The following is a 22,426-nucleotide window of genomic DNA, read 5'->3' as shown; positions in this document are numbered from 1 at the left end:
CCTCTCTCGGCTGAGCAGTGGCGGAAGTCGGCGTCAGGCGACGCGGGAGGTGCGGCCGGCGGCCGGACGGGGCGCGCCGTGCGAAGGGGCGAGCAGCACCGCGGCGCGGGCGACCGAGTCGAGCGTGGTGTGCCGGTGCCAGTCGCCGTACGAGGCCGGATGGCCGTGCCCCGCCCCGGCGGGGGCGGGCAGCGGCGGTTCGGGTTCCGGCAGCCGCACCAGACGCAGCAGGTGCGCGGTGGAATGGCCGGTCAGGTTGGTCAGCCAGTACCCGCCCCGGGCCGGGTGGTGCGGGTCCTGCTCGGCCAGGAGCACCATCCTGCCCTTGCGCGTCCCGGGGACGGGCAGGGTGCGGCAGTCGAGCCGGACGAACGCGCGCCCCGCCGGGCGGCCGTCGCGGCCGGCGAGCGAGAGCACCGAGCCGCCCCGGTCCGCCGCCTCGGCGGCGGCCTGCCGGGCGGTGACGAAACCGTCGGGGGCGGGCCCGTCCGCCACGGCCCGGACGGGGTTGACGAACTGGGAGCCGGAGACGCGCAGCACATACGGCAGGCCGCCCGAGCGCAGCGCCTTGAGCACGCCGGGCACATGGGCCCGGCGGGCGTCCAGGAGCAGCGGGACGAGCCCGGGGGGCCGCAGGCCCACGGCCATGTCGATCCCCTGGGTCACGCTGCCGCCCGAGGGGGCGTCGTCCGGGACGCCCGCGCGTTGCCGGGGCCCCGGTTCGAGCCAGCGGGGCGTCAGCATCAGGCGCCGGTCCACCGGGACGCTGCCCCGCGCGGTCACCAGCCACAGGCCGACGACCCGCCGGCCGGCCATCCGGCGGCCGGTGCGCGGATCGGTGAACTCCTCGGCGCCGACGTCCCGTACGCCGGCGCACGGGACGACGGCCGCGCGCGCGGCGAGGGCGAGGGGACGGCCGTCCTCGTACACCGCGTCGGCGAGGGCGCGGCGCACGGGCATCCAGTCCCAGTCGTGCCGGACGGGCTCGGGCTCCCGCCCCGCGGCGCGCTCCGCGATGTGGCGCAGCGCGTCCCGGCGGGCCCGCGGCGGCAGGCTCCCCAGCACCCGCTCGGCGAGCGGAGGCGGGAGCGGGCCGCGCCGCGGCGGCCGGGCGGGGCGCTCGCCTTGCGGGAACGGGAGTCGACCGTCGGTGGGGCCGGGGCCGATGGCGACGTCGTAGGGCGGCCGACGGCGCACCGTGATCCGGGTGAGGGGGCGGTGGGCGTGCGGGGTGCTCATCGGACGACCAGGTGGGAGAGGTAGGCGGCGTGGTTGCGCGCCGTCTCGGCGAGGCTGTCGCCGCCGAACTTCTCCAGCGCCGCCTCGGCGAGGACCAGCGCGGTCATGGCCTCGGCGACCACCCCGGCCGCGGGCACCGCGCACACGTCGGAGCGCTGGTGGTGGGCGGCGGCCGGCTCGCCGGTGGCCAGGTCCACGGTGGCCAGGGCGTGCGGCACGGTGGCGATCGGTTTCATCGCGGCCCGCACCCGAAGGAGTTCCCCGGTGGAGATGCCGCCCTCGACTCCGCCCGCGTGCCCGGTGCGCCGCCGCAGTCCGCCCTCGTCGGGCAGGATCTCGTCGTGGGCCGCCGAGCCCGGCACCCGGGCCAGCTCGAACCCGGCGCCGAACTCCACGCCCTTGATGGCCTGGATGCCCATCAGGGCCCCGGCGAGCCGCGAGTCGAGGCGCCGGTCCCAGTGCACATGGCTGCCGAGGCCCGGCGGCAGACCGTAGGCCAGGACCTCCACCACCCCGCCGAGCGTGTCGCCGTCGGCATGGGCCCGCTCGATGCGCTCCACCATGGCGGCCGAGCCGGCCGGGTCGAAGCAGCGCACCGGGTCGGCGTCCAGGCACTCCACGTCGTCCGGCCCCGGCAGTGCGGTGCCGGGGCCGGCGGCGCCGCCCAACTCCACGACGTGGCTGACGAGTTGGATGCCGTAGGCCTGGGCGAGGAAGGCGCGGGCGACCTCGCCGAGGGCGACCCGGGCGGCCGTCTCCCGGGCACTGGCCCGCTCCAGGACCGGCCGGGCATCGGTGAAGCCGTACTTCTGCATGCCGGCCAGATCGGCGTGGCCGGGGCGCGGCCGGGTCAGCGGTGCGTTGCGGGCCAGGCCCGCGAGCCCTGCCCCGTCGACCGGGTCGGCGGCCATCACCGTCTGCCACTTGGGCCACTCGGTGTTGCCCACCTGGACGGCCACGGGGCCGCCCTGGGTGCGGCCGTGCCGCACGCCGCCGAGGAAGCTCACCTCGTCGCGCTCGAACTTCATGCGGGCCCCGCGGCCGTGCCCGAGGCGCCGCCGGGCAAGGGCGGCCGCGACCCGCTCGGTGGTGATCTCCACCCCGGCGGGCAGTCCTTCGAGGACGGCGGTCAGGGCCGGTCCGTGCGATTCACCGGCGGTGAGCCAGCGCAGCGTGGTCAATGCGTTTCCTTCGTCAGGGGCCGTGCGGCCGGTGGCGGTCAGGCCGCTGTCGCGGCGGTTTCCGGATCGGGGGCGGGGACCGGCGCGGTGAACCGGTCACCCAGGACGGCGGGCACGCGCTGGACGTTCCAGCCGTCCGCCCGGAGCCGCTGGGCCATGTGCGTGGCAGAGGTGGCCGTGACGGCCAGTTCGACCAGACCGCTCGGCGAGCCGGGCGAGTGGTCGATGCTCATGTCCTCGATGTTCACGCCGAGTTCGGAGGCGGCGGCGAGGAGCCGGGCGAGCTCACCCGGCTGGTCACCGATCAGCACGCGCACCGGGGCACACACGGGCAGTACGCCGCTGTGCTTGCCCGGCAGGCCGGCCCGGCCCTCGACGCCCCGGGCCAGCAGCCCGGACACCAGCCGGTCGCCGAGCGCGCGGTCGGCCGGGTCGGCGGAGGTCAGGGCGCGCAGCGCGACGACCGTGGTGGACAGGTCGTCGGCCAGCTCGGCGAGCACGTCGGCGACGGCCGCGGCGTTCGCCGCCAGGATGTCGGTCCACAGCCGCGGATCCCCGCCCGCGATGCGGATGACGTCCCGCAGCCCCTGCCCGGCGAGCCGGGAGGCGTCGTCCTCGATGCCGATCAGCCGGGCCGCCATCAGGGCGGCCACCACGTGCGGGGCGTGCGAGACCACCGCCACGGCCCGGTCGTGCGCGGGGGCCTCCATCAGGACGGGGGTCGCCCCGCACAGAGCGACCAGCTCCAGCGCGCGGTTGAGGGTCTCCCGGTTCGTGGCCGGGCAGGGCGTGAGCACCCAGGGCCGGTCCTCGAAGAGGGTGGCGCAGGCGGCCAGCGGCCCGGAGCGCTCCCGCCCCGCCATCGGATGGCCGCCGATGAACCGGGCCGGATCGGCCCCGCAGGCGACGACCTCGGCCTGCGGGCCCGCCTGGACGCTGGAGACGTCGGTGTAGCTGCGGGCCAGTCCGCAGGCCTGCTTGTCCGCGAGCACCCTGCCCACGCGCCCGGGGGGCACGGCCAGGACGGCCAGGTCGACCGTCCCGTCCGGCGTCCGGCACACACCCGCGCCCAGCGACTCCGCGGTGCGGGCCGCGGACTCGTCGGCGTCCAGGAGGTGCACCCGGACGCCCCGGCGGGTGAGGGCGAGCGCGACGGAGGTGCCGATGAGCCCGGTACCGACCACGGCGGCCGTACGGATCACGCGGCTGCCCCGGCCGCCAGCGGCGCCAGGTCGCGGCGCAGCGCCGCGGCGCCGCCGAGGTAGACGTGCCGGATCTCGGACTTCGCGCGCACCGTGTCCACGTGCAGCAGGAGCCGTACGGTCCGGGGCAGTGCGCCCTGGATGTCGAGTTCCTGGGCACACATCAACGGGACGTCGGACAGGCCGAGTTCGCGCACCGCCACCGCGGGGAACCCGCACCGCAGGTCCGGGGTCGACGTGAAGATGACGCTGATCAGGCTCTCCCGGTCCAGGCCGTTCGCGTCGAGTACCTCCTGGAACAGCTCCTTCACCGCGTCCAGAAGCAGCATCTTGTCGTCCCGCTCCAGCTGGATCGCCCCGCGCACCGCTCGTACCGCCACTGTGCTCTCCTCCTTGCCGTTGTCGCTGCTCGCTTGCTGGGTGGGTCAGGCCGCGGCCGGGACGGCCGGTTCGAGCAGCTCGTCGAGCGGCAGGTTGCGCTCGCGGTACAACTCCGCCACCTGGAAGGCGAGGTCGAGCGACTGGAGGCGGTTGAGACGGGGGTCGCAGGCCGTCTCGTAGCGGCGGTGCAGATGGTCGACGAGGATCGCGTCGCCGCCGCCCACGCACTCCGTGACGTTGTCGCCGGTCAGCTCGATGTGGATGCCGCCGGGGTGGGTGGCGAGCGAGCGGTGCACCTCGAAGAAGCCCTTGACCTCGTCCAGGACGTCGTCGAAGCGGCGCGTCTTGTGGCCGGACGTCGCCTCGAAGGTGTTGCCGTGCATCGGATCGCAGATCCAGGCGACCGTGGCGCCCGCGCCGGTGACGGCCTCCACCAGCCCGGGCAGTACGTCGCGGACCTGGTCGCGGCCCATGCGCGTGATGAAGGTCAGCCGGCCCGGCTCGTTGTTCGGGTTGAGCCGCTCGACGAGGGCGAGGGCCTCCTGCGCGGTGGTGCTCGGGCCCAGCTTCACCCCGACCGGGTTGCGCACCGAGGCGGCGAACTCGACGTGCGCGCCGTCCAGTTGACGGGTGCGCTCGCCGATCCAGATCATGTGGCCCGAGGTGTCGTACGGCAGCCCGGTGCGCTCGTCGGTGCGGGTCAGGGCCGCTTCGTAGTCCAGGAGCAGCGCCTCGTGGCTGGAGAAGACGTCGGCGGAGTGGAACTCGGCCGGGTCGGCGCCGCACGCGGCGAGGAAGGCCAGCGCGTTGTCGATCTCCTTGGCGATGGACTCGTAGCGCTCGCCGACGGGGGACTTGGCGACGAAGTCCTGGTTCCACTCGTGCACTTGGCGCAGGTCCGCGTAGCCGCCGGTGGTGAAGGCGCGGATGAGGTTCAGGGTCGCGGCGGAGGCGTGGTACATCCGCTTCAGCCGCTCCGGGTCCGGGGTGCGTGCCTGGGGGGTGAAGTCGAGTGCGTTGACCGCGTCGCCGCGGTAGACGGGGAGTTCGACCCCGCCGCGCACCTCGACCGGCTTGGAGCGGGGCTTGGAGTACTGACCGGCGATCCGGCCGATCTTGACGACGGGGACCGAGGTCGCGTACGTCAGGACGGCCGACATCTGCAACAGGGTCTTGACCTTGTCGCGCACCTGCTCGGCGGAGACGCCGTCGAAGGTCTCGGCGCAGTCGCCGCCCTGGAGGACGAAGGCTTCGCCCCGGGCCACGGCGGCGAGCCGCCCGCGCAGCTGGTCGCACTCGCCGGCGAAGACCAGCGGGGGGAAGGCGCTGAGTTCGTCGGTCACGGACCGCAGTGCCTGCCGGTCCGGCCAGTCGGGTTGCTGGGCGGCCGGCAGCCGGCGCCAGGTGTCCGGTTCCGTGACGGTCTGGGCAAGGTTCATGGTGGGCTGTGCCTCAATCTGTGTCGGCGTCGGCGGGGCGTACGGGACGGGGTCGGAGGAGGGCTACTCCTCCAGCAGATCCGGCTGTTCACGGACGATCTCGTCCCACAGCAGCTGGAAGCTGAACCAGCCCAGCTGCTCGTCGCCGAACCCGTCCCCGGCGGCCAGGGCCTGCTCGTGGGTGAAGGTCCGGGGGGTGCCGGCGGCCTGGGCGAGCAGCTGGACCTCGGCGCAGCTGTCGTAGGTGAAGAACCAGTGCACGGCCTCGTCGAGGGTGCCCCCGACGGTGATCAGGCCGTGGTGGCGCAGCAGGATCGCCCGGTTGTCCCCGAGCTTCTCGGCGATGTCCCGGCCCTGCTCCACGGTGGTGGAGGGGCCCTCGTAGTCGCCGTACAGGACCTGCTTGCCGTAGAACGCGGCGGATTCCTGGTCGATCGGCTCCAGGAGGCGGCCGAGCGCGCCGAGCGCCCGGGAGTGCGCGGTGTGGCCGTGGGCCGCGGCCTCCGCGCGGGGGTTCAGCTCGTGGATGGCCGAGTGGATGACGAACGCGCTGGGGTTGACCCGGTGCGTGCCGTGCACCACGTGTCCGGCGGAGTCCACGCAGATCAGGTCGGCGACCCGGACGTGCTTGAAGGAGACGCCGAAGGGGTTGACCCAGAAGCGGTCGGTGAACTCCGGGTCGCGCACGGATATATGGCCAGAAATCCCCTCACCGAAGCCGTACTTGCCGAACAGGCGCAGCGCGGCGGCCAGGCGCTGTTTGCGGTGGCGCCGGGCGTCCTCGTAGGTGGCGAACTCCGGCTCACCGGGGATGGGCAGACCCGTGTGGGTGTCGGCCAGGAACTCGGGTCGGGGTGCGGCGTCGGCGACGGCGGTCGTGGGCGTCATGGGATACGGCCTTCCTGCCCCGTGCGGGCATGGCTCGAAGGGTGGATGCGGTCCGGGGTCAGGCGGCGAGGGCCTGGCGGTCGGCGCGGGCCGCGTCGACGGTGGCGGCGTGCTCCCGGACCGCGGCGACGATGTCGACGCTGCGGTCGACCAGGGAGGGGATGCCGAAGGTGAAGAAGAGCGAGCCGGCGGCGATGTTGCCGAGGCCGTACAGACGCGGGTCGGGGCGGTCGTTGACGGTGAGCCGGCTGGTGGCGCGGGCCAGGTGCAGACCGCCGTGCGGGTGGCGGCTGGCGGCCCGGGCCCGGATCAGGGAGGTGGCCAGCGGCAGGGCGCTGGTGGGGATGCGTCCCTCGGAGGCGTTGACCGCGCTGATCACCTTGTCGGCGTGGAACTCCGTGCCGTCGGCGGCGATCACGTCGAAGCCCGCCCCCTCGGCGGCGGCTATGTCCTGGAGACCGGAGAGCATCCGCAGCCGGCCGCTGTCGACGAGTTCGAGCAGCACGCTCGCGCTGGCCGGCGGCATCGGGCAGCACAGGCTCATGATGGTGCGGTAGTGGGCGCGCAGGATCTGCACCTTCTCCTGTTCGCGCAGCGCGGGCCACACGTCGGGGCCGGTCTCCGGCACCGCCCGCTGGAGGATGCGCAGACCCAGATGCGGCGAGTCGACGTCGTCGATGTGGCGGCGCAGCCGGTCGACCGGGTCCTCCAGGTCCACCCGGAGCATCTCGCCGACGACGGCGTCGAGATCGGCGCCCGCGTCGCGGAACTCGGCGCGCAGCACCTCGGCGATGTCCTCGATGGCCAGCTCGCCCCGGTCCTCGGCCAGGGCCTTCATCCGGTCCGGCGTCAGATGCCGCAGCTCGAACGGGACGGGCCGCTGGCGCACTCCCGGCAGCACACCGCGCCGCGACAGCAGGCTGATGGGGCCGCGGTGCCCCCGGGCCGCCAGGGTGAGGACGATGTCGACGGAGGTCAGGCCGCTGCCGATGACGGCGACGTGGTCCTCCTCCTCGATGTTCTCCAGGGTCGCGGACAGGGGGTAGGGGTCGGCCACGAATCCGGGGGTGCCGGTGAGCCCGTAGACGTCCTTGGGACTGTCGCCGCCGACCGCGAGCACCACGTAGTCGAAGGCGCGCGCCCGGCCGTGCCCGGTGCGCAGCAGCACCTGGTGGGGCTGCCGGCTCGCCGTGGTCACGGCCTCGCCGATGATGTCCACCTTCCAGCCCTTGCGGCGCAGTTCACCCAGCGCGGTGTAGGCGGACTGCTCCAAGTAGTCGCCGTAGACGGGCCGCGGCGCGAACCGGGCGCCGGAGTACCGGTCGATGCCCTGCTTGACGCCGACGACCCGGTCCCGGTTCTCCAGCCAGCGCTCGAAGTGCCCGGGGTCGTGGGCGCGCACCGACATGTCGTCCGGCGTCGCGTTGACCTTGAGCGTCTCGGTGTCGACCTGGTAGGCACGGCCGCGCCACAGGTGCGGCGAGGGTTCGAAGACGGTGAGCGAGCCCGGCTCGACCTCGGCCTGGGCGAGGGCGTCGATCAGGCAGACGGCGGAGGCGCCGCCGCCGACGACACCGAGCGAGAATCCACGGGACATGTGTTCAGTCACCTATCACTGTGCGCAAGGCGTGGGACGGCGGGTCGGCCGGGGCCGGCCGCCTCGTGCGCCTTCCTTGTCTGCTGCGGGACGGGTCAGGGGTCAGCGCTGCGGCTCGAAGCGGTGGAAGCCGCCCTGGAGGAAGATCAGCGGAGCCGGGGAGTCGTGGACGCCGAGGCCGAGCACCTCGCCGATGACCATCACGTGGTCGCCGACGACCAGGTGGTCCCGGTAGCGGCACTCCATCCACCCCGAGGCCCCGAACAGCAGGGCTCCCGTGAGGTGTCCCGGCTCGGACGGCAGGGTCCGCAGCGCCGCTTCGCGCTCCTGCCGGGGCCGGGCGAAGCGCCGGGCGGTGTGCTCGGAGTCGGCGTCCAGGATGGAGATCCCCCACTGCTGAGTGCCCATCAGCTTGGCCAGGAAGCCGGAGTCGCTGCGGAAGCTGAGGGAGATCAGGGGAGGCGTGAGGGAGACGGAGGTCAGGGAGTTGACGGTGATCGCGTCGTGCACCCGCTCGCCGTCGCACTCCTCGTACGTGCTGACGACACAGACCCCCGTGGCGAAGTGACGCATCACGTCACGCAGGTCGCTCGACGCTTCGGCGGCGCTGGCCTCTTGGTCCACTGCTGGGACGTGACCCATGGTTGATCCTCTCCGGGACGGGAAGGTGCGGCAGGGACTGCGTGGTCCGCCCGGGAGAACAGGGGTGCTGCCCGGCGGACGACGGTCTTCGCTGGAACCGGCTGTCCCACCGAGGGGAACGGTTCGATGACCAACACCTTAGGAAGCCCCGCGCGTCGGGAGTTGCTGTGCAGCGCACGGCGACTAGCTCAAATACGCGCCCGTGTCGGGGAGTTGGGCGACCGGGCCGCGCCGGGCCCGGTCGCCGGGGCGGTTCAGACGCGCTGGGGGCGGTGCCGGTGGCGCAGGGTCCGGGAGGCGTAGGCGCCCCGCACGTCCTGGTGCGCCTCCGCCAGGAGCCGGATGACGCGGCGGGCGTGCGGCAGCAGCCGCTCACCCGCGGGGGTCAGCGCGACCTGGCGTCCGCCGCGGTCGAAGAGCGGCACGCCGAAGGACGCTTCCAGGCTGCGGATCTGCGCGGTGATGCTCGACTGCGCATAGTTGAGGTTCTTCGCGGCCCGGGTGAAGCTCAGTTCGTCCGCCACCTCGCAGAATGCGCGCAAGTGTTGCAACTGCACGGCCATCCTCTTCGGGTAGATGGTTCCTGTCTCGTGGATGGCTTGCCGGACGACGTTGTCCCCACCCCGATGCCCTGGCCAAAAACATACCAGCGATCCGGTTATTGGACGACTGGATTGCGCCCGCCGGACGGAAGCCGTGACCTGGCCGCACGAGGAAGCCCGCGGCCCCCGCTCCGGCAGGAGCGGGGGCCGCGGGCACCGGTACCGCGGTCAGTCGGACATGGCCACCGGGGACATCAGATCCCGTGCGATCTGGGGCAGCGCGCGGTCGATCAGCGCACCCGCGCGCACATCGCCGGCGGCGGTGCGGGGGATGGCGTCCACGGCCACGACCTGTCCGAACAGCCAGGGCAGGCAGCGCTCGCAGGCCGCGAGGACGGCCCGGCGTCCGCTCGCCTCCTGCTCGCCGGCGACCGGGACGAACGCCACCACCACCGTCTCGCCCAGGTCGGGCAGCCGGGTGTGGACGACGGCGCATTCGCGCACACAGGGCAGTTCGAGCAGCTCCCGCTCCAGCGCGGCGAACCCCTCGTCGAATCCGGTCTGTTCGTCCGCTTCGAACCGGTCGTGGGCGTACAGCTCGTCGAGGGCGGTGCTCATGAGGACATCTCCTGGTGCATGGACTGTTCCAACTGGAGGTTCAGGGCGATGATCGGGACGACCGCGTCGAGCAGTTCGGTCTCCCTGATCCGGCCCGTCGGGCTGTACGGGATGTCGTCGACGGCCAGGACGTGGGTCGCCAGTGACGGCAGCCGGCGGGCGCAGGTGGCGGTCAGGGCCTTCACCCCGGTCGCCTCGCGGCCCACCGCGACCGCGACGAACGGCACCACCAGGCTGTCCCCGAGCTCGGGGTGGTTGACCCGCATCACGGCGATGTCGCGCAGGCACGGCAGGTTGAGCAGGTCGGCCTCCAGGCGCAGCAGCGCCGCGTCCACCGCGGTGTCCCGCTCCAGCAGGGGCGCCCCGCCGGCCCGGCCGGTCACCACCAGACGGCTCTGCTCGTCCAGGTGCCCCAGTTCGCCGGTGACGAGGAAGCGCTGTTCACCCTGGCCGATGTCGAGGCTGAGGAAGCGCCGCGGACCGTCGTCGTCCAGGTAGCCGTCCATCACCCGGGTCCCGGCCACGGCCACCCGCCCGGTGACGCCGGGGGCGGCGGCCTCGTCGTGCTCGGTCAGGACGACGACGGTGTTGCCCAGCGTGGGCCGTGCCGAGCGCATCGGCACGACCAGCGACTCCTCCGGCGTCATGATGCCGGTCAGGCCGGTCTCCGGGGAGCAGTGCGCCAGGTGGAGCGCGGGGCCCAGGCGCTCCCAGGCGGCGTTCACCACCCAACGGCCCACGTGCCGGCCGGGCGTGACCAGGCAGCGCAGCCGTCCGGTGTCGGCCAGGCCCGCCGAATCCGGGTGCGCGAGCAGTTCGGACAGCGTCGTGGGTGCGATGACGCCGGTGGTCGCCCGGGCCGTGCGCACGGTGGCCGCCAGGGCGGCCGGGTCCTGTTCGGGGCCGATGACGACGCGGGCGCCCAGCACCAGCATCGCCCGGGTCAGGTCCTGCGCGGTCTGCTGCCACAGCGGCGCCGCGAGCAGATGGACATCGGTGGAGTCGAAGCCGAACTCGTCGACGAGATCGACCAGTTGACGCTGCTCGCCGGGGTTGCGTCGGACCGCGACCCGGGTCAGGTCGTGGTCCGGTGCCATCGCGAAGGACTCGTAGGGCCGGGCGTCGGGCAGCTCGGTGAGCGGCGGGGTGCCGAGCAGTTCGGGGAGGCCGACCAGGCACGGCCCGGTGCGCTGGCCCGGGGTGCGCTCGGTCACCGGGCCGTCGAGCAGGATGTGCAGGGCCTGGGAGCCGGCCGGCCACAGGCACCGGTCGAGGACCGGGCGGTGGGCGCCGCTGGTGAACACCAGCGAGGGTTCGAGCCGGTCCAGGACGTGGGTGAGCCGATCGGTGTCCGCGGCCGGGTCGAGACCGGTGCAGGAGACCCCGAGGGTGGCGCAGGCGGCCATCACGACCACCAGCTCCCAGCCCCGGTCCGCCAGGAAGACCGAGCGGACGGGCCCCTGCCGCGGGATCCGCCGGGCGAGGCCGGCCGCCACCCGCTCCACGGCCTCGGCGAACTCCTGCCAGGTGAGCCGCTTCTCCCCGTCGGTGAGCGCGACTCCCCCGGGGCAGCCGGCGGCGTGCCGGCGGATGTCATCAAGGTTGATCATGTGGCTACTCCATGGTCGGTGCACCCGCGTTGTCGGCCGGGACGCTGTTCCCCATCGATCCCGGGAGGCGTCCGTCACCGGCAGAGGTCCTGTCGATAAAACAATCTCCAGCGTTGGTTTCCAACCGGTATCGGAAACTGCGATCCCTGGACCCACCGGACGGCGGTCCGGGACGGACTCGCGTGCACACTGCCGACAGGCCCTCCACGCCACCACCCGTGGGTGCCCCGACCGAAGAACGGTGACCGCCTTGAACTCCCCGCGCCCCGCTCGCCCCACCGCCCCCCGCCCGCGCTGCGCGGTCCTCGGGTCCCCCGTGGCGCACTCGCTCTCACCGGTGCTGCACCGGGCCGCGTACGACGCGCTCGGCCTCGACTGGCGCTATACGGCGATCGATTGCCGTGCCGAGCAACTGCCGCACCTGGTAGGCGAGTTGGACGACTCATGGGTCGGCCTTTCGCTGACCATGCCGCTCAAGTACGCGGCGCTCGACCTCGCCGATGCGGTGTCCGAGCAGGCGGCCGTCACCGGCGCCGTCAACACGCTCGTCCGCGCGAACGGCCGCTGGGAGGGCGCCAATACGGACGTCGCCGGACTCGTCGCCGCGCTGGAGCACCTCGCGCCGCCGCGGGTGGACGGCGCGCTGCTGCTCGGCGCGGGCGCCACCGCGTGCTCCGCCCTGGCGGCGCTGCACGCGCTCGGTGCGCGGAACGTGGACGCGATGGTGCGCGAACCGGCCCGCGCCGCACGGCTGCGCGAGGTGGCGGCCCGCCTCGGCCTGGACCTGCGGGTGCACACCCTGGACCGGGCCGGACGGCTTGCCGCCGGCGCCGCCCTCACGGTCTCCACCCTCCCGCCGGGCGCGGCCGACGCGCTCGCCCGCGACCTCGCCCGCCCGGGTGCCGCGCTGCTTGACGTGGTCTACGGCGTGGCACCGACGCCGCTGGTGGCCGCCGTGACCGCGCGGGGCGGCCGGGCCGTGGACGGACTGCCGATGCTGATCGGTCAGGCGGCCGTGCAGATCGCGATGATGACCGGGCGCACCGAGCCGGTGACCGGAGCCATGCGGCGGGCCGCCGCGGCGGCCCGCGCCCGCCCTGCGAGTGTTGGCGACGTCAACATGCCCTCCCTGCAAGGGAGTTGAGGGCCAAGCGCGAGGTGAGCGCCCGGTGTCCGCCGTGCTGATCGCTCGGCTCGGTTCACTGCCGGGACCGGGGGGCGGATGCCCGGCGCGGTGCACGGCTCGGCGCCGCCGGCTCCGCGTTCCCCGGGCCGGTGTTCCCCGGGGCGCCGTCCTCCGGATCGCCGTTCTCCGGATCACCGTTCTCCGGCCCGGTGGGCGGCGGGTCGGCGGGCGGCGGGTTCTCCAGGACCTCCCTGTGCACATCGCGCCCGCGATCCGGCGACAGGTCGAGCGACATCAGCAGGGGCGGCGCCACGACGGACGGGATGATGTGCCGAAGGAGCCAGCTCACCTTCTCGGTGAGGTCCGCGTAGCCCACCGCCTGGGACATCGACTGCACGCCCGCGAAGGAGCCGACGAAGGTGGCGGCGGTCTCCGAGGTGACCACATGGGGGAGCAGCTCGCCCCGTGACCGGGCCTCGTCCAGGAGGTCGAGGGCGACCTCGCTCCACCGGATGAACGGACCCCCGCGGTCCAGCTCCTGGGCCTTGCGGTCCATGGAGAGCCGCACGGCGCCGCGCACGAGCGGGTCCGTCATGATGCGGTGGGCGTGCAGCATCGCGACGTCCACCAGCTCCTGGACCTTGTACGCCCGTGCGGGCACCTTCAGCGTGTAGTCCTGTTCCGACAGCACCCCCAGGGCCAGGTCCTCCTTGGACTGGAAGTGGAAGTACAGCGCTCCCTTGGTCACGCCCGCGGTGGCGAAGATCTCGGAAATGGTGGCGGCTTCGAACCCCCGCTTCTCGAAGACCGACGCAGCGGCTTCCAGGATGACCCTGCGCGTGCGGATGGCGCGGTCCTGCACTGCCATGCCTCCTCCTGTTGAAAATTGGATCTTGAATCCTGCGACGACTGTGTGCATCATTCTAAAAAAACCAGTGCGCCTGTATTTTTTCGTGGCGGGGAGCCGCACGGGCGCATAAGGACTTGGGGGGCATCATGTCCGATGCGGCACAGTGCACCATCAGCGAACAACGCGGGGAAATGGGGCGCCCCGGCGTGCCCCTGGCCTTCGTGCACCGGGCCAGGGGCGAGGACGCCTTCGTCACCGACTGGCAGCGCACGGCGGCCGAGGGATCGTTCGCCGTCAGCGGGCGATGGCCCGGAGCGCACCCTTTCACCCCGTCCGTCGATCTCACCTACGATCCGCTCCTGGTCGCCGAGACCATGCGTCAGGCAGGCATCCTGATCGTCCACGCCGCTTACGCCCTGCCGCTCGAATATCGTTTCCTGCTCAGCAAGTTGCGCTACTCCTGTGTGCCCGAACTGCTGAGGGTGGACGCCTGGCCCGCTGACGTGGACATCCTGGTCCGGTGCTCCGACATCGTCTGGCGGGGGCTGCGTCCCCGGTCCATGAAGGTTGCCATGACCGTGCGCCGGGGTGGGAACGTGGTGGCGCGGGGGGACGTGGACGCGGAGTTCATCAACCCCGGCACCTATGTCCGGCTGCGCGGCGACCGCGCGGTCCCGCGCTCCTGGGTCTCCCCCGCCGCCCCCGTCAGGCCGCTGCTGGCCGGGCGGACCCGGGCCGACGACGTCCTGATAGCGCCGACGCCGGACCCCTGCCAATGGCTGCTGCGGGTGGACACCGCCCATCCCGTGCTCTTCCAGGGCCGCAAGGACCACGTGCCCGGCATGCTGTTGCTTGAGGCGGCCCGGCAGGCCGCGTCCGCGCTGCGGTCGCCGACGCCCTTCGTCCCGGCCGGCGGCGAGATCACCTTCCAGCGCTACGCGGAGTTCGACGTCCCGTGCCTGATACGCGCCGAACGTCCGGCCGCAGACGGTGGCATTCGCATCAGCGGAGAACAAAACGGAGCACCGGTTTTTTCCGCGACGCTCCAGGAACGCGCGCTCCTCGACCCGCCGGTCGAGGCGGGCACGCTCGTGGGCACCGGCGGGCGGTCGATGTGATCCTCGTCGGCGGAGCGACCGGGACGATCGGCCGGGTCGTGGCCCGGCGGCTGGCGGCCGAGCACCCGGTGCGCCTGCTGACCCGCGACCCCGGGCGCATCACCGTCACCGCGCCGGGCACCGAGGTGGTGCGGGGGGACTACGCCGACGAGTCCTCCCTGCGCCGGGCCCTGCGCGGAGTGCGAGCCGCCTTCCTGGTCACCGTTCCGTCGGCCGAGGGGGACGACGCGCGGTTCCTGGCGGCGGCCGGGGCGGCCGGCGTCGAGCGGGTGGTCAAGCTCTCGGCCGCCGCCGTCGAGGACCCCGCGGCCCGGGACGGGATCACCCGCCGGCAGCGGGAGAACGAGCGGATCCTGCGTTCCTCGGGGTGCGAGTGGACGATCCTGCGGCCCCGCTCGTTCATGTCCAACACGCTGTCCTGGCGCACGTCCATCCAGGAGGCCGGGATCGTGCGGGCCCTGTACGGGACGTCCGCCAACGCCTGCGTGGATCCACGGGACGTGGCCGAGACGGCGGTCCACGCGCTGACCGGGCCGGGGCACGCGCACCGGACGTACACCCTGACCGGACCGACCGCGATCACGGCGGTGGAGCAGACCGCGACGCTGGCGCGCGTGCTCGAACTGCCGCTCAGATGCGAGGAGTTGGACTTCGACGCGGCCCGGGACGCGCTGTCGCGCCGATATCCGGCGCCGATCGTGCAAGCACTCCTGGACAGCGCGGCACGGCAGCGGGACGGGGCCAAGGCCCGGGTCTGCGACACCGTACGGGAGATCACCGGGCGCGCCCCCCGCTCCTACGAGGAGTGGGCCGCCGACCACCGGAGCGCCTTCACGCGGTCCGCTTCCGCCGATCTCCGGCCGGCCCGTTGAGCGGTGCCCGCCGGGGCAGGCTGTCCGCCTCGCCGGGTTCCGCCGGCTCGTCGGGTTCCTGGGAGTCCTCGGGGCCGACGGCCGCGGGCAGCGGGACCGGCTCGGGCCGGGCATAAGGGCTGCCGGCCGGCATCAGCTCCTCCAGTACGTCCTCGGTGGCGATCTGAGGGAGCATCAGGCGCCAGAACGCGGTGAGGGTCGGCGGCGAGAGCCACTCGCTGTTGCGCCGGCCCAGCGCCTCGATTCCGGTGGTGGCGGCCACGATCGTGGCCGCCAGCTCCTGCTGGTCCACCGTCCTGGCGAGCGAACCCTGGTCGGCCGCCTCCGCGATCAGCTGCTGGACACAGCCCTGCCACTCCTGGAGCAGGTCCAGGCTGGTGCGGTCCTTCGCCGCGTAGCTCAATTGCAGACCGGCGCGTGCCACCACATCGCGCATCAGCCGGTCGGCCAGGGTGTGGGATATGTCGGTCAGCCGCTGAAGCGCCTGTTCGTGGCGGCCCGTGGCCCGGGCGACGCGCCGCAGCGTGCCGACCGCCTCGTTCTCCACGGCCTCGGCCACCGCGGCCTTGGTCTTGAAGTGGAAGTTCAGCGCGCCGACGCTGACCCCGGCCCCGGTGCTGATGTCCGAGAGCCGCGCCTGGTCGTAGCCGTGGCGCTCGAAGGTCTCCGATGCAGCCTGGAGGAGCGCCCGCCGAGTCCGCACGGCACGTTCCTGTTTCATGGGGGGCTCCAGTTGGTGGGGGTGGGCACGACCTGGGGGAGGCCGGAAGCCTCGTGGCGCGACACGGACTTCCCCGGCGGCCGTCTTCACGATCATAAAACCAGCGCAAAGGTCTGTATTGGCGTACGGGCCCGCAGTGATCGCTCTTGGCTGATTCGCGTCCCTCCCGGATGCGCGTGCGCGAACCAGGCACAGTGCGTGCGCGATCCAGAAAGAAACGCCTCGGCTTGTTCTCTAGCGTCGCCACCGACCAGCCGATCAGGCCCGGAGACGAGGGAACCCCGAGGTGCTTCCATGACCGTGCTCAGCTCTGCCACCACCGGACAGGACGTCCTCGGCCCGGCGGCCCGGGCGGCCGGAGCCGACCGTGTTGCTCCTGCCCCCTCCGTCGGCTCCGACACGTCCGCGGCCACCCTGGGCCCGAACGCGAGCCTCTTCCGCTCCCGCGAGATACGCGGTCTCCTGCGGCCGCGTACGGCGGACGAAGTCCGCCGGATCGTCGGGATCCACGGCGAGTCCGCCGGATCCGGTTCGCTGCACGCCTACAGCACCGGCGGCAACTGGGGCCTCGGCTCCCGTGAGCCGGCCCGCGACGGGGCCGTGGTGCTGGATCTGAGCGGCCTGGACCGGATCCGCGAGCTCAACACCGACGAGGGCTGGGCAGTCGTCGAACCCGGCGTCACCCAGGCGCAGTTGGCCGATGCGCTGCGCGACACCGACCGCATGATCAACGTCACCGTGTCGTCGGCCCACACCGGCGTGGTCGGCAATGCGCTGGACCGCGGCGTAGGGCTGCGCCACCAGCGCGTGGAGGACCTCGTGGGCCTCGAAGTCGCGCTGCCCAACGGCGAGTTGGTGCATGTCGGCTGGTGGCCGCGGCCGGATCGCTCGACGCCGGTCTACCCGTACGGCCTGGGCCCGTCCCTGCTCCAGACCTTCGTCCAGTCCGACCTCGGGATCGTGACGGCGGCGGCCGTCCGGCTGCTTCCGCGCCCCGAGGCGCTGACGGTCGTCCGGCTCGGCTTCGCCGCCGACACGATCGCCGCGGCCCTCGACGAGGTGCGCCGATGGGTCGCCCAGGGGCTGGCCAGCGGCGTGGTCAAGGCCTACAACCCGGCCGCGGCGCGGGCCTACGGCCACACCGGGGACGATTTCCTGCTCCATGTGTGCGTCGACGGCACTCCCGAGTCCGTCACCGCGATGACCGGCGTCGTGGTCGCGGCCGCCCATGCGTCGGGCCTGTTCACCGAGGTGTCCACCACCGACGCGACCGACCCCGACGCGCCCAACCACGAGGTCGCCGTCCGCGTCGAGCGCGCCTACGCCGGTGACCCGGACCGCGGTGACGCCCTGTTCGAGGCGAAGATGGGGCGTCCCGCGGGCCGGATCGACCCGGACGGCGGCTTCCTGTTCTTCCTGCCGCTGGTGCCGTTCACCGGCACCGACCTCGCCCGCGCCGTCGAACTCCTCGACCGGGTACGGGCCGAGACGGGCATCCGCTGCGGTGCCACCCTCAACGCGCTCGACGCGGACGTCGTCGACTGCGTCGTCACGATGAAGTTCGACCGCACCGACGCGGACGAGTCGGCCCGCGCCCACCGGGCCCTGGACCGCGTCCATGAACTCTTCACCGCGCAGGGCTATCTGCCCTACCGCCTGGACATCGAGCACACCCGCTACGCGGACGCGCTCGCCGTCGATCCGGGCGCCCGGGAACTCGGCCGCCGCATCAAGGCCGCCCTCGACCCCAACCAGGCCATCGCGCCCGGCCGTTACGCCTGAGACCGGCGCCGCGGGCCGGCCTCCCGTACCCCCGCGCCCCCGCACATCCCGAACCCCCGCATCCCGCACATCCCGAACCCCCGCATCCCGAACCCCCGCATCCCGCACCCCCCTTCCCGTACCCCGTCACTGTCACCACGCACGCTGGGAGAACGCCGCATGACGATCCTGGACGCCCCCGAGACCTCGGTGGCCCCCCGCACGGCCGAGGACATCCTGGCCCGCGCCAAGACCATCGCCCCGATCCTGCGGGAGAATGCCCAGCGGATCGAGGACAACCGCCAACTTCCGCAGGACATCGTGGAGTTGCTGCGCGGCACCGGTGTCTTCCGGATGGCCGTCCCCGCCTCCTGGGGCGGCCCCGAACTGGACGCCGTCCAGCAGACGGAGGTCATCGAGGCCCTCGCGGTCGGCGACGCCTCCGCCGCCTGGTGCGCCATGATCGGCATGGACACCCCGATCTACGCCGGTTTCCTCGACGAGGCCGTCGCCCGCGAGCTGTTCGACGACCCGGACGTCGTCACGGCGGGCGCGATCATGCCGATGGGCCGGGCGGAGCGGGTGCCCGGCGGCTACCGGGTCAGCGGCCAGTGGTTCTTCGGCAGCGGCATCACGCACAGCAAGTGGGTCGTCGGCGGGGTGCTCGTGACCGTCGACGGCGAGCTGGAGACCAACCCCCGCACCGGCGAGGGACCGCACTGGCGGATCGTGGTGGCGCCGCAGGAGAGGTTCGAGATCCAGGACACCTGGGACACCACCGGCCTGCGCGGCAGCGGCAGCCGTGACTACACGGTGCGGGACCTGTTCGTGCCCGAGGAGCACACCTTCAGCTTCGCCACACCGCGCGTCACCGGCGCGGCGGCCACCTCGGACGCCGTACTGCGCAACATGCCGGGCGTGCCGCTCGGCGTGGCCCGCGCCGCGCTCGACCACGTCCGCGAGATGGCCGCCACCCGCTTCGACCGGGCGGCGCAGACGCCCTGGGCCGAGAGCTACCGGGTGCAGACGGTGATCGCCCAGGCCGAGATGGACCTGGGCGCCGCCCGCTACGCGGTCTACGGCTCGCTGCGCGAGCAGTGGGAGCTCCTTGAGGCCGGCGGCCGGCAGACCCCGGACGAGCAGGTGGCCTCCGTGCTCGCCCGGGTGGGCGCCTTCCGCACCGCGCGCGATGTCGTCGCCCGCCTCTTCGACCTGGTGGCGACCCCGGCCGTGTACCGGCCCTCGCCGCTGGACCGCTGGCTGCGCGACCTCAACACGATGTGCCAGCACGTCATCGCCCAGGACCAGGTGATCCAGTCCGCGGGCGCCCATCTGCTCGGCGGCACTCCGCAGAACGCGTACACGGTCGGCAGCGTCGTCTGACCGCCGACCCCCACCGGCCCGCCGCCGGATCCCCACCATCACCGACGAAGGAATTGGGACCAGCCTGATGGCAACCACGACCGAACCCGCAATCGACCTGGACGTCGCATCCGCACGGAAACCGGGCCCCGAGCAGACCGACGGCCGCTGGGGCGGCCGGCTGTGGGGCATGCTGATCGTGCTGTGCGGCGCGATGTTCCTCGACGCGCTGGACAACGCGATGGTCGGCATCGCCGTGCCGCCCATCCAGTCCGACCTCCACATGTCCACCGCCTCCGTGCAGTGGGTCGTCAGCGCCTACGTGCTCGGCTTCGGCGGCTTCCTGCTGCTCGGCGGACGCCTCGCGGACCTGCTGGGCCGCCGCCGGATCCTGCTCTCGGCGGTCGCGGTCTTCGCGCTCGCCTCGCTCGTCGGCGGCATCGCGGACAACGGCGCCCTGGTGATCGCGGCCCGCTTCGTCATGGGCGCCAGCGCCGCCTTCACCGCTCCGGCCGGTCTCGCCATCATCATGACGACGTTCCCGGAGGGCGCGGCGCGCAACCGGGCCGTCAGCATCTACACGGCGTGTGGCGCCGCCGGCTTCTCGCTGGGCCTCATCCTCGGCGGTCTGCTCACCGAGCTGGGCTGGCGCTGGACCTTCCTGCTCCCGGTCCCCGTCGCCCTCGCCGTCTTCTTCGGCGCCACCGCCCTCGTTCCGCGTGACGCGGCCCGTGCGCCCGGCAGGCGGAGCTACGACATCGTCGGCGCCGTCACCGTCTCCGCGGCGATGCTGCTGCTCGTCTACACCATCGTCATGGCCCCCACCTTCGGCTGGGCGAGCGCCCGCACCATCGGCCAGTTCGCCGCCACCGCCGTCCTGCTGGCCGTGTTCGTCACCGTCGAACTCCGGGTGAAGGAGCCGCTGCTGCGCCTGGGACTGCTGCGCAACAAGGGCCTTGTCGGTGCCGCCCTCGCCGCCGCCGCGATCCTCGGCACCTACATGAGCTTCCAGTTCGTCGGGTCGCTCTACATGCAGACGCTGCGCGGCTGGTCCCCGCTGGAGATGGCCCTGGCCTTCCTGCCCGCCGGCCTGCTCATCGCCGCCGTCGCCCCGAACACGGGCAAGCTGGTCGGCAAGTTCGGCCCGGCCTGGATGATCTTCGCGGGCTTCGTCGCCTACACCGGGGCCTACCTGCTGTTCCTCCAGGCCGACACGGACTCCGGCTATGTGGCCACCATGCTGCCGACGATGCTCCTCATCGGTGTCGCCTTCCCGTTCTCCTTCACCGGCGCCTACGTCCAGGCAACGTCCGGCGTCGCCGACTCCGAGCAGGGGCTGGCCGCCGGTGTGCTCCAGACCGGCTACCAGGTGGGCGCGGCCGTCGTGCTCGCCGTGGTCACCGCCACGATGGCCGTCGACGACAAGGCCGGCCGGGGCGCCGGTGCCGCCGCGTCCCTGATGGACCGCTACCGCGACGGTGTGTACGTGGTGACGGGCATCGCCGCGGTCACCATGGTGCTCGCCCTGGTCTCCGCGCTGCGCGGGGCGGCGAAGCGCCGGGCGCGGCAGACCGCCGGCAACTGACCGACCTACGCGCCACCCACCCGGGACCGGCCCTGCACGGCCGGTCCCGGGTGCGTGTGCGCGCCGTCCGAGACCAGAGGTGTGACCCAGTGCGGATTGTTCAGGAGACGCGCGTGCCCGAGCCGCGCGTTCACGAGGCGAGCGGCGAGTCGGTCCTGCACGGCGGCGAGCTGACCGACCCGGGGGTGACCTCCCTCGCGCAGGCGCTGGCCCGGGCCGCCCGGCTGCGCACCGAGCCGGCGATCCGGCTGATCGACGGCGAGGGCCGGGAGAGCCTGCTGCGCTACGCCGAACTGCTGGACGACGCCGCCCGCGTCCTGGGCGGTCTGCGGGCGACCGGAACGGCCCCGGGCGACCTCGTGGTGCTTCAACCGGCCGACGACAGAGCCCTGTTGGGGGCGTTCTGGGCCTGTGTGCTCGGCGACTTCGTGCCCGTCCCGGTCAGCCGGGCCCTGGACGCCCCGGCGGTGGACGCGATCTGCCGCCGCCTCGGCGGTGCCCGCCTGCTGAGGGACCCGAGCGGGCTGCGCCACCCCGGGCCGGCCCGGTGGGACGCGGACGCGGACCGCCGGTCGGCCCCCGCCGTCCTGGTCCTGACGGCGGGCAGCACCGGCACCCCCAAGGCGGTGGCGCTGACCCACGGCCAGGTGCTCGGCCGCTCCCACGGCACGGCCCGCGCCAATGACCTCGGCCCGCACAGCGTCACCTTCAACTGGATGCCGCTCGACCACGTCAGCGGCCTCGTCATGTTCCACATCCGCGACGTCGTCACGGCCGCCACTCAGATCCACGCCCCCCGGGACTGGGTGCTCGCCGACCCGCTGCGCTGGCTCGACGTGGTCCACCGCCACCGGGTGGACACCACCTGGGCCGCCAACTCCGCCTTCGAGGCGCTCACCGCGCGCCTGGCGGACGCCGGGCGCACCGGGGAGCGCCGCTGGGACCTGAGCTGTCTGCGGTACGTCATGAACGGCGGCGCGCCCGTACGGCCGCGCACGGTCCGCCGGGCCGTGGCGGCGCTGGCCGCGCACGGCATGCCGGGCGATGCCATGCGCCCCGGCTGGGGGATGTCCGAGACCTCGTCGGGTGTCGTCGACCACCGCATGGACCTGGACTCCGTCCGCGACAGCGACCGCCATGTGCCGGTGGGCCGGCCCCACCCCGGAGTCAGCGTCCGGGTCGTGGACGACTCCCAACAGGTGCTCCCGCTGGGCGAGTTGGGGCATTTGCAGGTCAAGGGGGCGCCGGTCTTCAGTGGCTACTACGGCGAAGACGAACTGAGCGGGCGGGCGTTCACGCCCGACGGCTGGTTCCGCACCGGGGACATGGCCTTCGTGCGCGACGGGGCACTGACCGTGACCGGGAGCGCCGACGACCTGATCACCCAGGACGGCCGCAGCTGCCAGGGCCACGAGATCGAGGCCGAGGTCGACGCGCTCGGCTTCGTCGAGGCGGGCGGCACCGCGGCCTGCGTCCTGGACAACGGTGAACTCGCCGTCTTCTGCGTGCTGCGCCCCGAAGGACCGGCGCCGGAGCAGGCCGGCCCGCGGATCGCGGAGCTGGTCCTGGACCGGTTCGGCGTGCGGGTCGCCCACGTCGTGCCGATGGCCGCCGCCGACATTCCCCGCACCCCGACCGGCAAGCCGCGCCGGGCCGTGCTGCGCGCCGGGTTCCGCCCCCCGGCGCACTGAC

The 22,426-nt window shown here is 73.3% G+C and carries 19 protein-coding genes and 1 pseudogene; 7 read left to right on the top strand and 13 right to left on the bottom strand.

The window, feature by feature from the left end; translation table 11 throughout:
• Positions 1-33: 33 nt before the first annotated feature.
• From CG740_RS14595 to CG740_RS14545, 11 genes are all read right to left on the bottom strand, one after another.
• A complete protein-coding gene (locus CG740_RS14595) occupies positions 34-1,239 on the bottom strand; it encodes a transposase (protein ID WP_100575550.1) in 1,206 nt (401 codons plus the stop codon).
• Positions 1,236-2,420 (bottom strand): chorismate synthase, encoded by a 1,185-nt coding sequence (gene aroC, locus CG740_RS14590; RefSeq protein WP_100575549.1) that lies wholly within the window; start codon positions 2,418-2,420, stop codon positions 1,236-1,238. The genes CG740_RS14595 and aroC overlap by 4 nt, the downstream gene beginning before the upstream one ends.
• A gap of 38 nt (positions 2,421-2,458) precedes the next feature.
• Positions 2,459-3,619, bottom strand: coding sequence for a prephenate dehydrogenase (locus CG740_RS14585; protein ID WP_100575795.1), 1,161 nt, complete (start codon positions 3,617-3,619; stop codon positions 2,459-2,461).
• The gene (gene aroH, locus CG740_RS14580; RefSeq protein ID WP_100575548.1) at positions 3,619-4,002 is read right to left on the bottom strand and encodes a chorismate mutase; all 384 of its coding nucleotides are present in this window, start codon (positions 4,000-4,002) and stop codon (positions 3,619-3,621) included. The genes CG740_RS14585 and aroH overlap by 1 nt, the downstream gene beginning before the upstream one ends.
• Before the next feature lie 45 nt (positions 4,003-4,047).
• Positions 4,048-5,442, bottom strand: a complete 1,395-nt coding sequence (locus tag CG740_RS14575; protein WP_100575547.1) for a class II 3-deoxy-7-phosphoheptulonate synthase — start codon at positions 5,440-5,442, stop codon at positions 4,048-4,050.
• 63 nt (positions 5,443-5,505) lie between these two features.
• Complete coding sequence (locus tag CG740_RS14570; protein WP_100575546.1) at positions 5,506-6,330, bottom strand: class II aldolase/adducin family protein; 825 nt, start codon at positions 6,328-6,330, stop codon at positions 5,506-5,508.
• 58 nt (positions 6,331-6,388) lie between these two features.
• Complete coding sequence (locus CG740_RS14565; RefSeq protein WP_100575545.1) at positions 6,389-7,927, bottom strand: FAD/NAD(P)-binding protein; 1,539 nt, start codon at positions 7,925-7,927, stop codon at positions 6,389-6,391.
• Between the two features lie 102 nt (positions 7,928-8,029).
• Positions 8,030-8,569 (bottom strand): flavin reductase family protein, encoded by a 540-nt coding sequence (locus CG740_RS14560; RefSeq protein WP_100575544.1) that lies wholly within the window; start codon positions 8,567-8,569, stop codon positions 8,030-8,032.
• 254 nt (positions 8,570-8,823) lie between these two features.
• Positions 8,824-9,126: a LysR family transcriptional regulator gene (locus CG740_RS14555; RefSeq protein WP_100575794.1), complete on the bottom strand. Its 303-nt coding sequence runs from the start codon at positions 9,124-9,126 to the stop codon at positions 8,824-8,826.
• Between the two features lie 213 nt (positions 9,127-9,339).
• Positions 9,340-9,729: an AMP-binding enzyme gene (locus CG740_RS14550; protein ID WP_100575543.1), complete on the bottom strand. Its 390-nt coding sequence runs from the start codon at positions 9,727-9,729 to the stop codon at positions 9,340-9,342.
• Positions 9,726-11,339: a class I adenylate-forming enzyme family protein gene (locus CG740_RS14545; protein ID WP_100575542.1), complete on the bottom strand. Its 1,614-nt coding sequence runs from the start codon at positions 11,337-11,339 to the stop codon at positions 9,726-9,728. The genes CG740_RS14550 and CG740_RS14545 overlap by 4 nt, the downstream gene beginning before the upstream one ends.
• 241 nt (positions 11,340-11,580) lie before the next feature.
• Here CG740_RS14545 and CG740_RS14540 point away from each other — a divergent pair, with 241 nt between their 5' ends.
• Positions 11,581-12,483 (top strand): shikimate dehydrogenase, encoded by a 903-nt coding sequence (locus tag CG740_RS14540; RefSeq protein WP_442802827.1) that lies wholly within the window; start codon positions 11,581-11,583, stop codon positions 12,481-12,483.
• A gap of 220 nt (positions 12,484-12,703) precedes the next feature.
• On the opposite strand, the pseudogene CG740_RS41520 reads toward CG740_RS14540, so the two are convergent.
• A pseudogene (locus CG740_RS41520) lies at positions 12,704-13,333 on the bottom strand (ScbR family autoregulator-binding transcription factor); the annotation flags it as partial.
• Positions 13,334-13,461: 128 nt separating this feature from the next.
• Between CG740_RS41520 and CG740_RS14530 the strand changes: the two are divergent.
• Together CG740_RS14530 and CG740_RS14525 are read left to right on the top strand one after the other, a co-directional pair.
• Positions 13,462-14,433, top strand: coding sequence for a ScbA/BarX family gamma-butyrolactone biosynthesis protein (locus tag CG740_RS14530; RefSeq protein ID WP_100575539.1), 972 nt, complete (start codon positions 13,462-13,464; stop codon positions 14,431-14,433).
• Positions 14,430-15,305, top strand: coding sequence for an NAD(P)H-binding protein (locus CG740_RS14525; protein WP_100575538.1), 876 nt, complete (start codon positions 14,430-14,432; stop codon positions 15,303-15,305). The genes CG740_RS14530 and CG740_RS14525 overlap by 4 nt, the downstream gene beginning before the upstream one ends.
• On the opposite strand, the gene CG740_RS14520 is transcribed toward CG740_RS14525, so the two are convergent.
• A complete protein-coding gene (locus tag CG740_RS14520; protein WP_100575537.1) occupies positions 15,265-16,026 on the bottom strand; it encodes a ScbR family autoregulator-binding transcription factor in 762 nt (253 codons plus the stop codon). The genes CG740_RS14525 and CG740_RS14520 overlap by 41 nt on opposite strands.
• Positions 16,027-16,320: 294 nt before the next feature.
• Here CG740_RS14520 and CG740_RS40325 point away from each other — a divergent pair, with 294 nt between their 5' ends.
• The 4 genes from CG740_RS40325 to CG740_RS14500 all read left to right on the top strand — a co-directional run bounded on the left by CG740_RS40325 (position 16,321) and on the right by CG740_RS14500 (position 22,425).
• On the top strand, positions 16,321-17,808 hold the full coding sequence (locus tag CG740_RS40325) for an FAD-binding oxidoreductase (protein WP_100575536.1): 1,488 nt from the start codon (positions 16,321-16,323) through the stop codon (positions 17,806-17,808).
• Between the two features lie 159 nt (positions 17,809-17,967).
• A complete protein-coding gene (locus CG740_RS14510) occupies positions 17,968-19,170 on the top strand; it encodes an acyl-CoA dehydrogenase family protein (protein ID WP_100575535.1) in 1,203 nt (400 codons plus the stop codon).
• A gap of 67 nt (positions 19,171-19,237) precedes the next feature.
• Positions 19,238-20,734: an MFS transporter gene (locus tag CG740_RS14505; RefSeq protein ID WP_100575534.1), complete on the top strand. Its 1,497-nt coding sequence runs from the start codon at positions 19,238-19,240 to the stop codon at positions 20,732-20,734.
• Positions 20,735-20,847: 113 nt separating this feature from the next.
• Positions 20,848-22,425 (top strand): AMP-binding protein, encoded by a 1,578-nt coding sequence (locus tag CG740_RS14500; protein WP_100575533.1) that lies wholly within the window; start codon positions 20,848-20,850, stop codon positions 22,423-22,425.
• Position 22,426 lies beyond the last annotated feature (1 nt).

The organism is Streptomyces sp. CB01201, assembly GCF_002803085.1.
Taxonomy (GTDB): domain Bacteria; phylum Actinomycetota; class Actinomycetes; order Streptomycetales; family Streptomycetaceae; genus Streptomyces; species Streptomyces hundungensis.
Note: the sequence above shows the minus strand (reverse complement) of the source record. Positions and strands in the feature narration are given on the sequence as shown.

Excerpts from the sequence above, each read along its gene's own strand:
- CG740_RS14575 (WP_100575547.1), bottom strand. The coding sequence starts at position 5,442 with ATGAACCTTGCCCAGACCGTCACGGAACCGGACACCTGGCGCCGGCTG.
- CG740_RS40325 (WP_100575536.1), top strand. The coding sequence starts at position 16,321 with ATGACCGTGCTCAGCTCTGCCACCACCGGACAGGACGTCCTCGGCCCG.
- CG740_RS14550 (WP_100575543.1), bottom strand. The coding sequence starts at position 9,729 with ATGAGCACCGCCCTCGACGAGCTGTACGCCCACGACCGGTTCGAAGCG.
- CG740_RS14570 (WP_100575546.1), bottom strand. The coding sequence starts at position 6,330 with ATGACGCCCACGACCGCCGTCGCCGACGCCGCACCCCGACCCGAGTTC.
- CG740_RS14510 (WP_100575535.1), top strand. The coding sequence starts at position 17,968 with ATGACGATCCTGGACGCCCCCGAGACCTCGGTGGCCCCCCGCACGGCC.
- CG740_RS14595 (WP_100575550.1), bottom strand. The coding sequence starts at position 1,239 with ATGAGCACCCCGCACGCCCACCGCCCCCTCACCCGGATCACGGTGCGC.
- CG740_RS14560 (WP_100575544.1), bottom strand. The coding sequence starts at position 8,569 with ATGGGTCACGTCCCAGCAGTGGACCAAGAGGCCAGCGCCGCCGAAGCG.
- CG740_RS14545 (WP_100575542.1), bottom strand. The coding sequence starts at position 11,339 with ATGATCAACCTTGATGACATCCGCCGGCACGCCGCCGGCTGCCCCGGG.
- CG740_RS14505 (WP_100575534.1), top strand. The coding sequence starts at position 19,238 with ATGGCAACCACGACCGAACCCGCAATCGACCTGGACGTCGCATCCGCA.
- CG740_RS14565 (WP_100575545.1), bottom strand. The coding sequence starts at position 7,927 with ATGTCCCGTGGATTCTCGCTCGGTGTCGTCGGCGGCGGCGCCTCCGCC.
- CG740_RS14520 (WP_100575537.1), bottom strand. The coding sequence starts at position 16,026 with ATGAAACAGGAACGTGCCGTGCGGACTCGGCGGGCGCTCCTCCAGGCT.
- CG740_RS14530 (WP_100575539.1), top strand. The coding sequence starts at position 13,462 with ATGTCCGATGCGGCACAGTGCACCATCAGCGAACAACGCGGGGAAATG.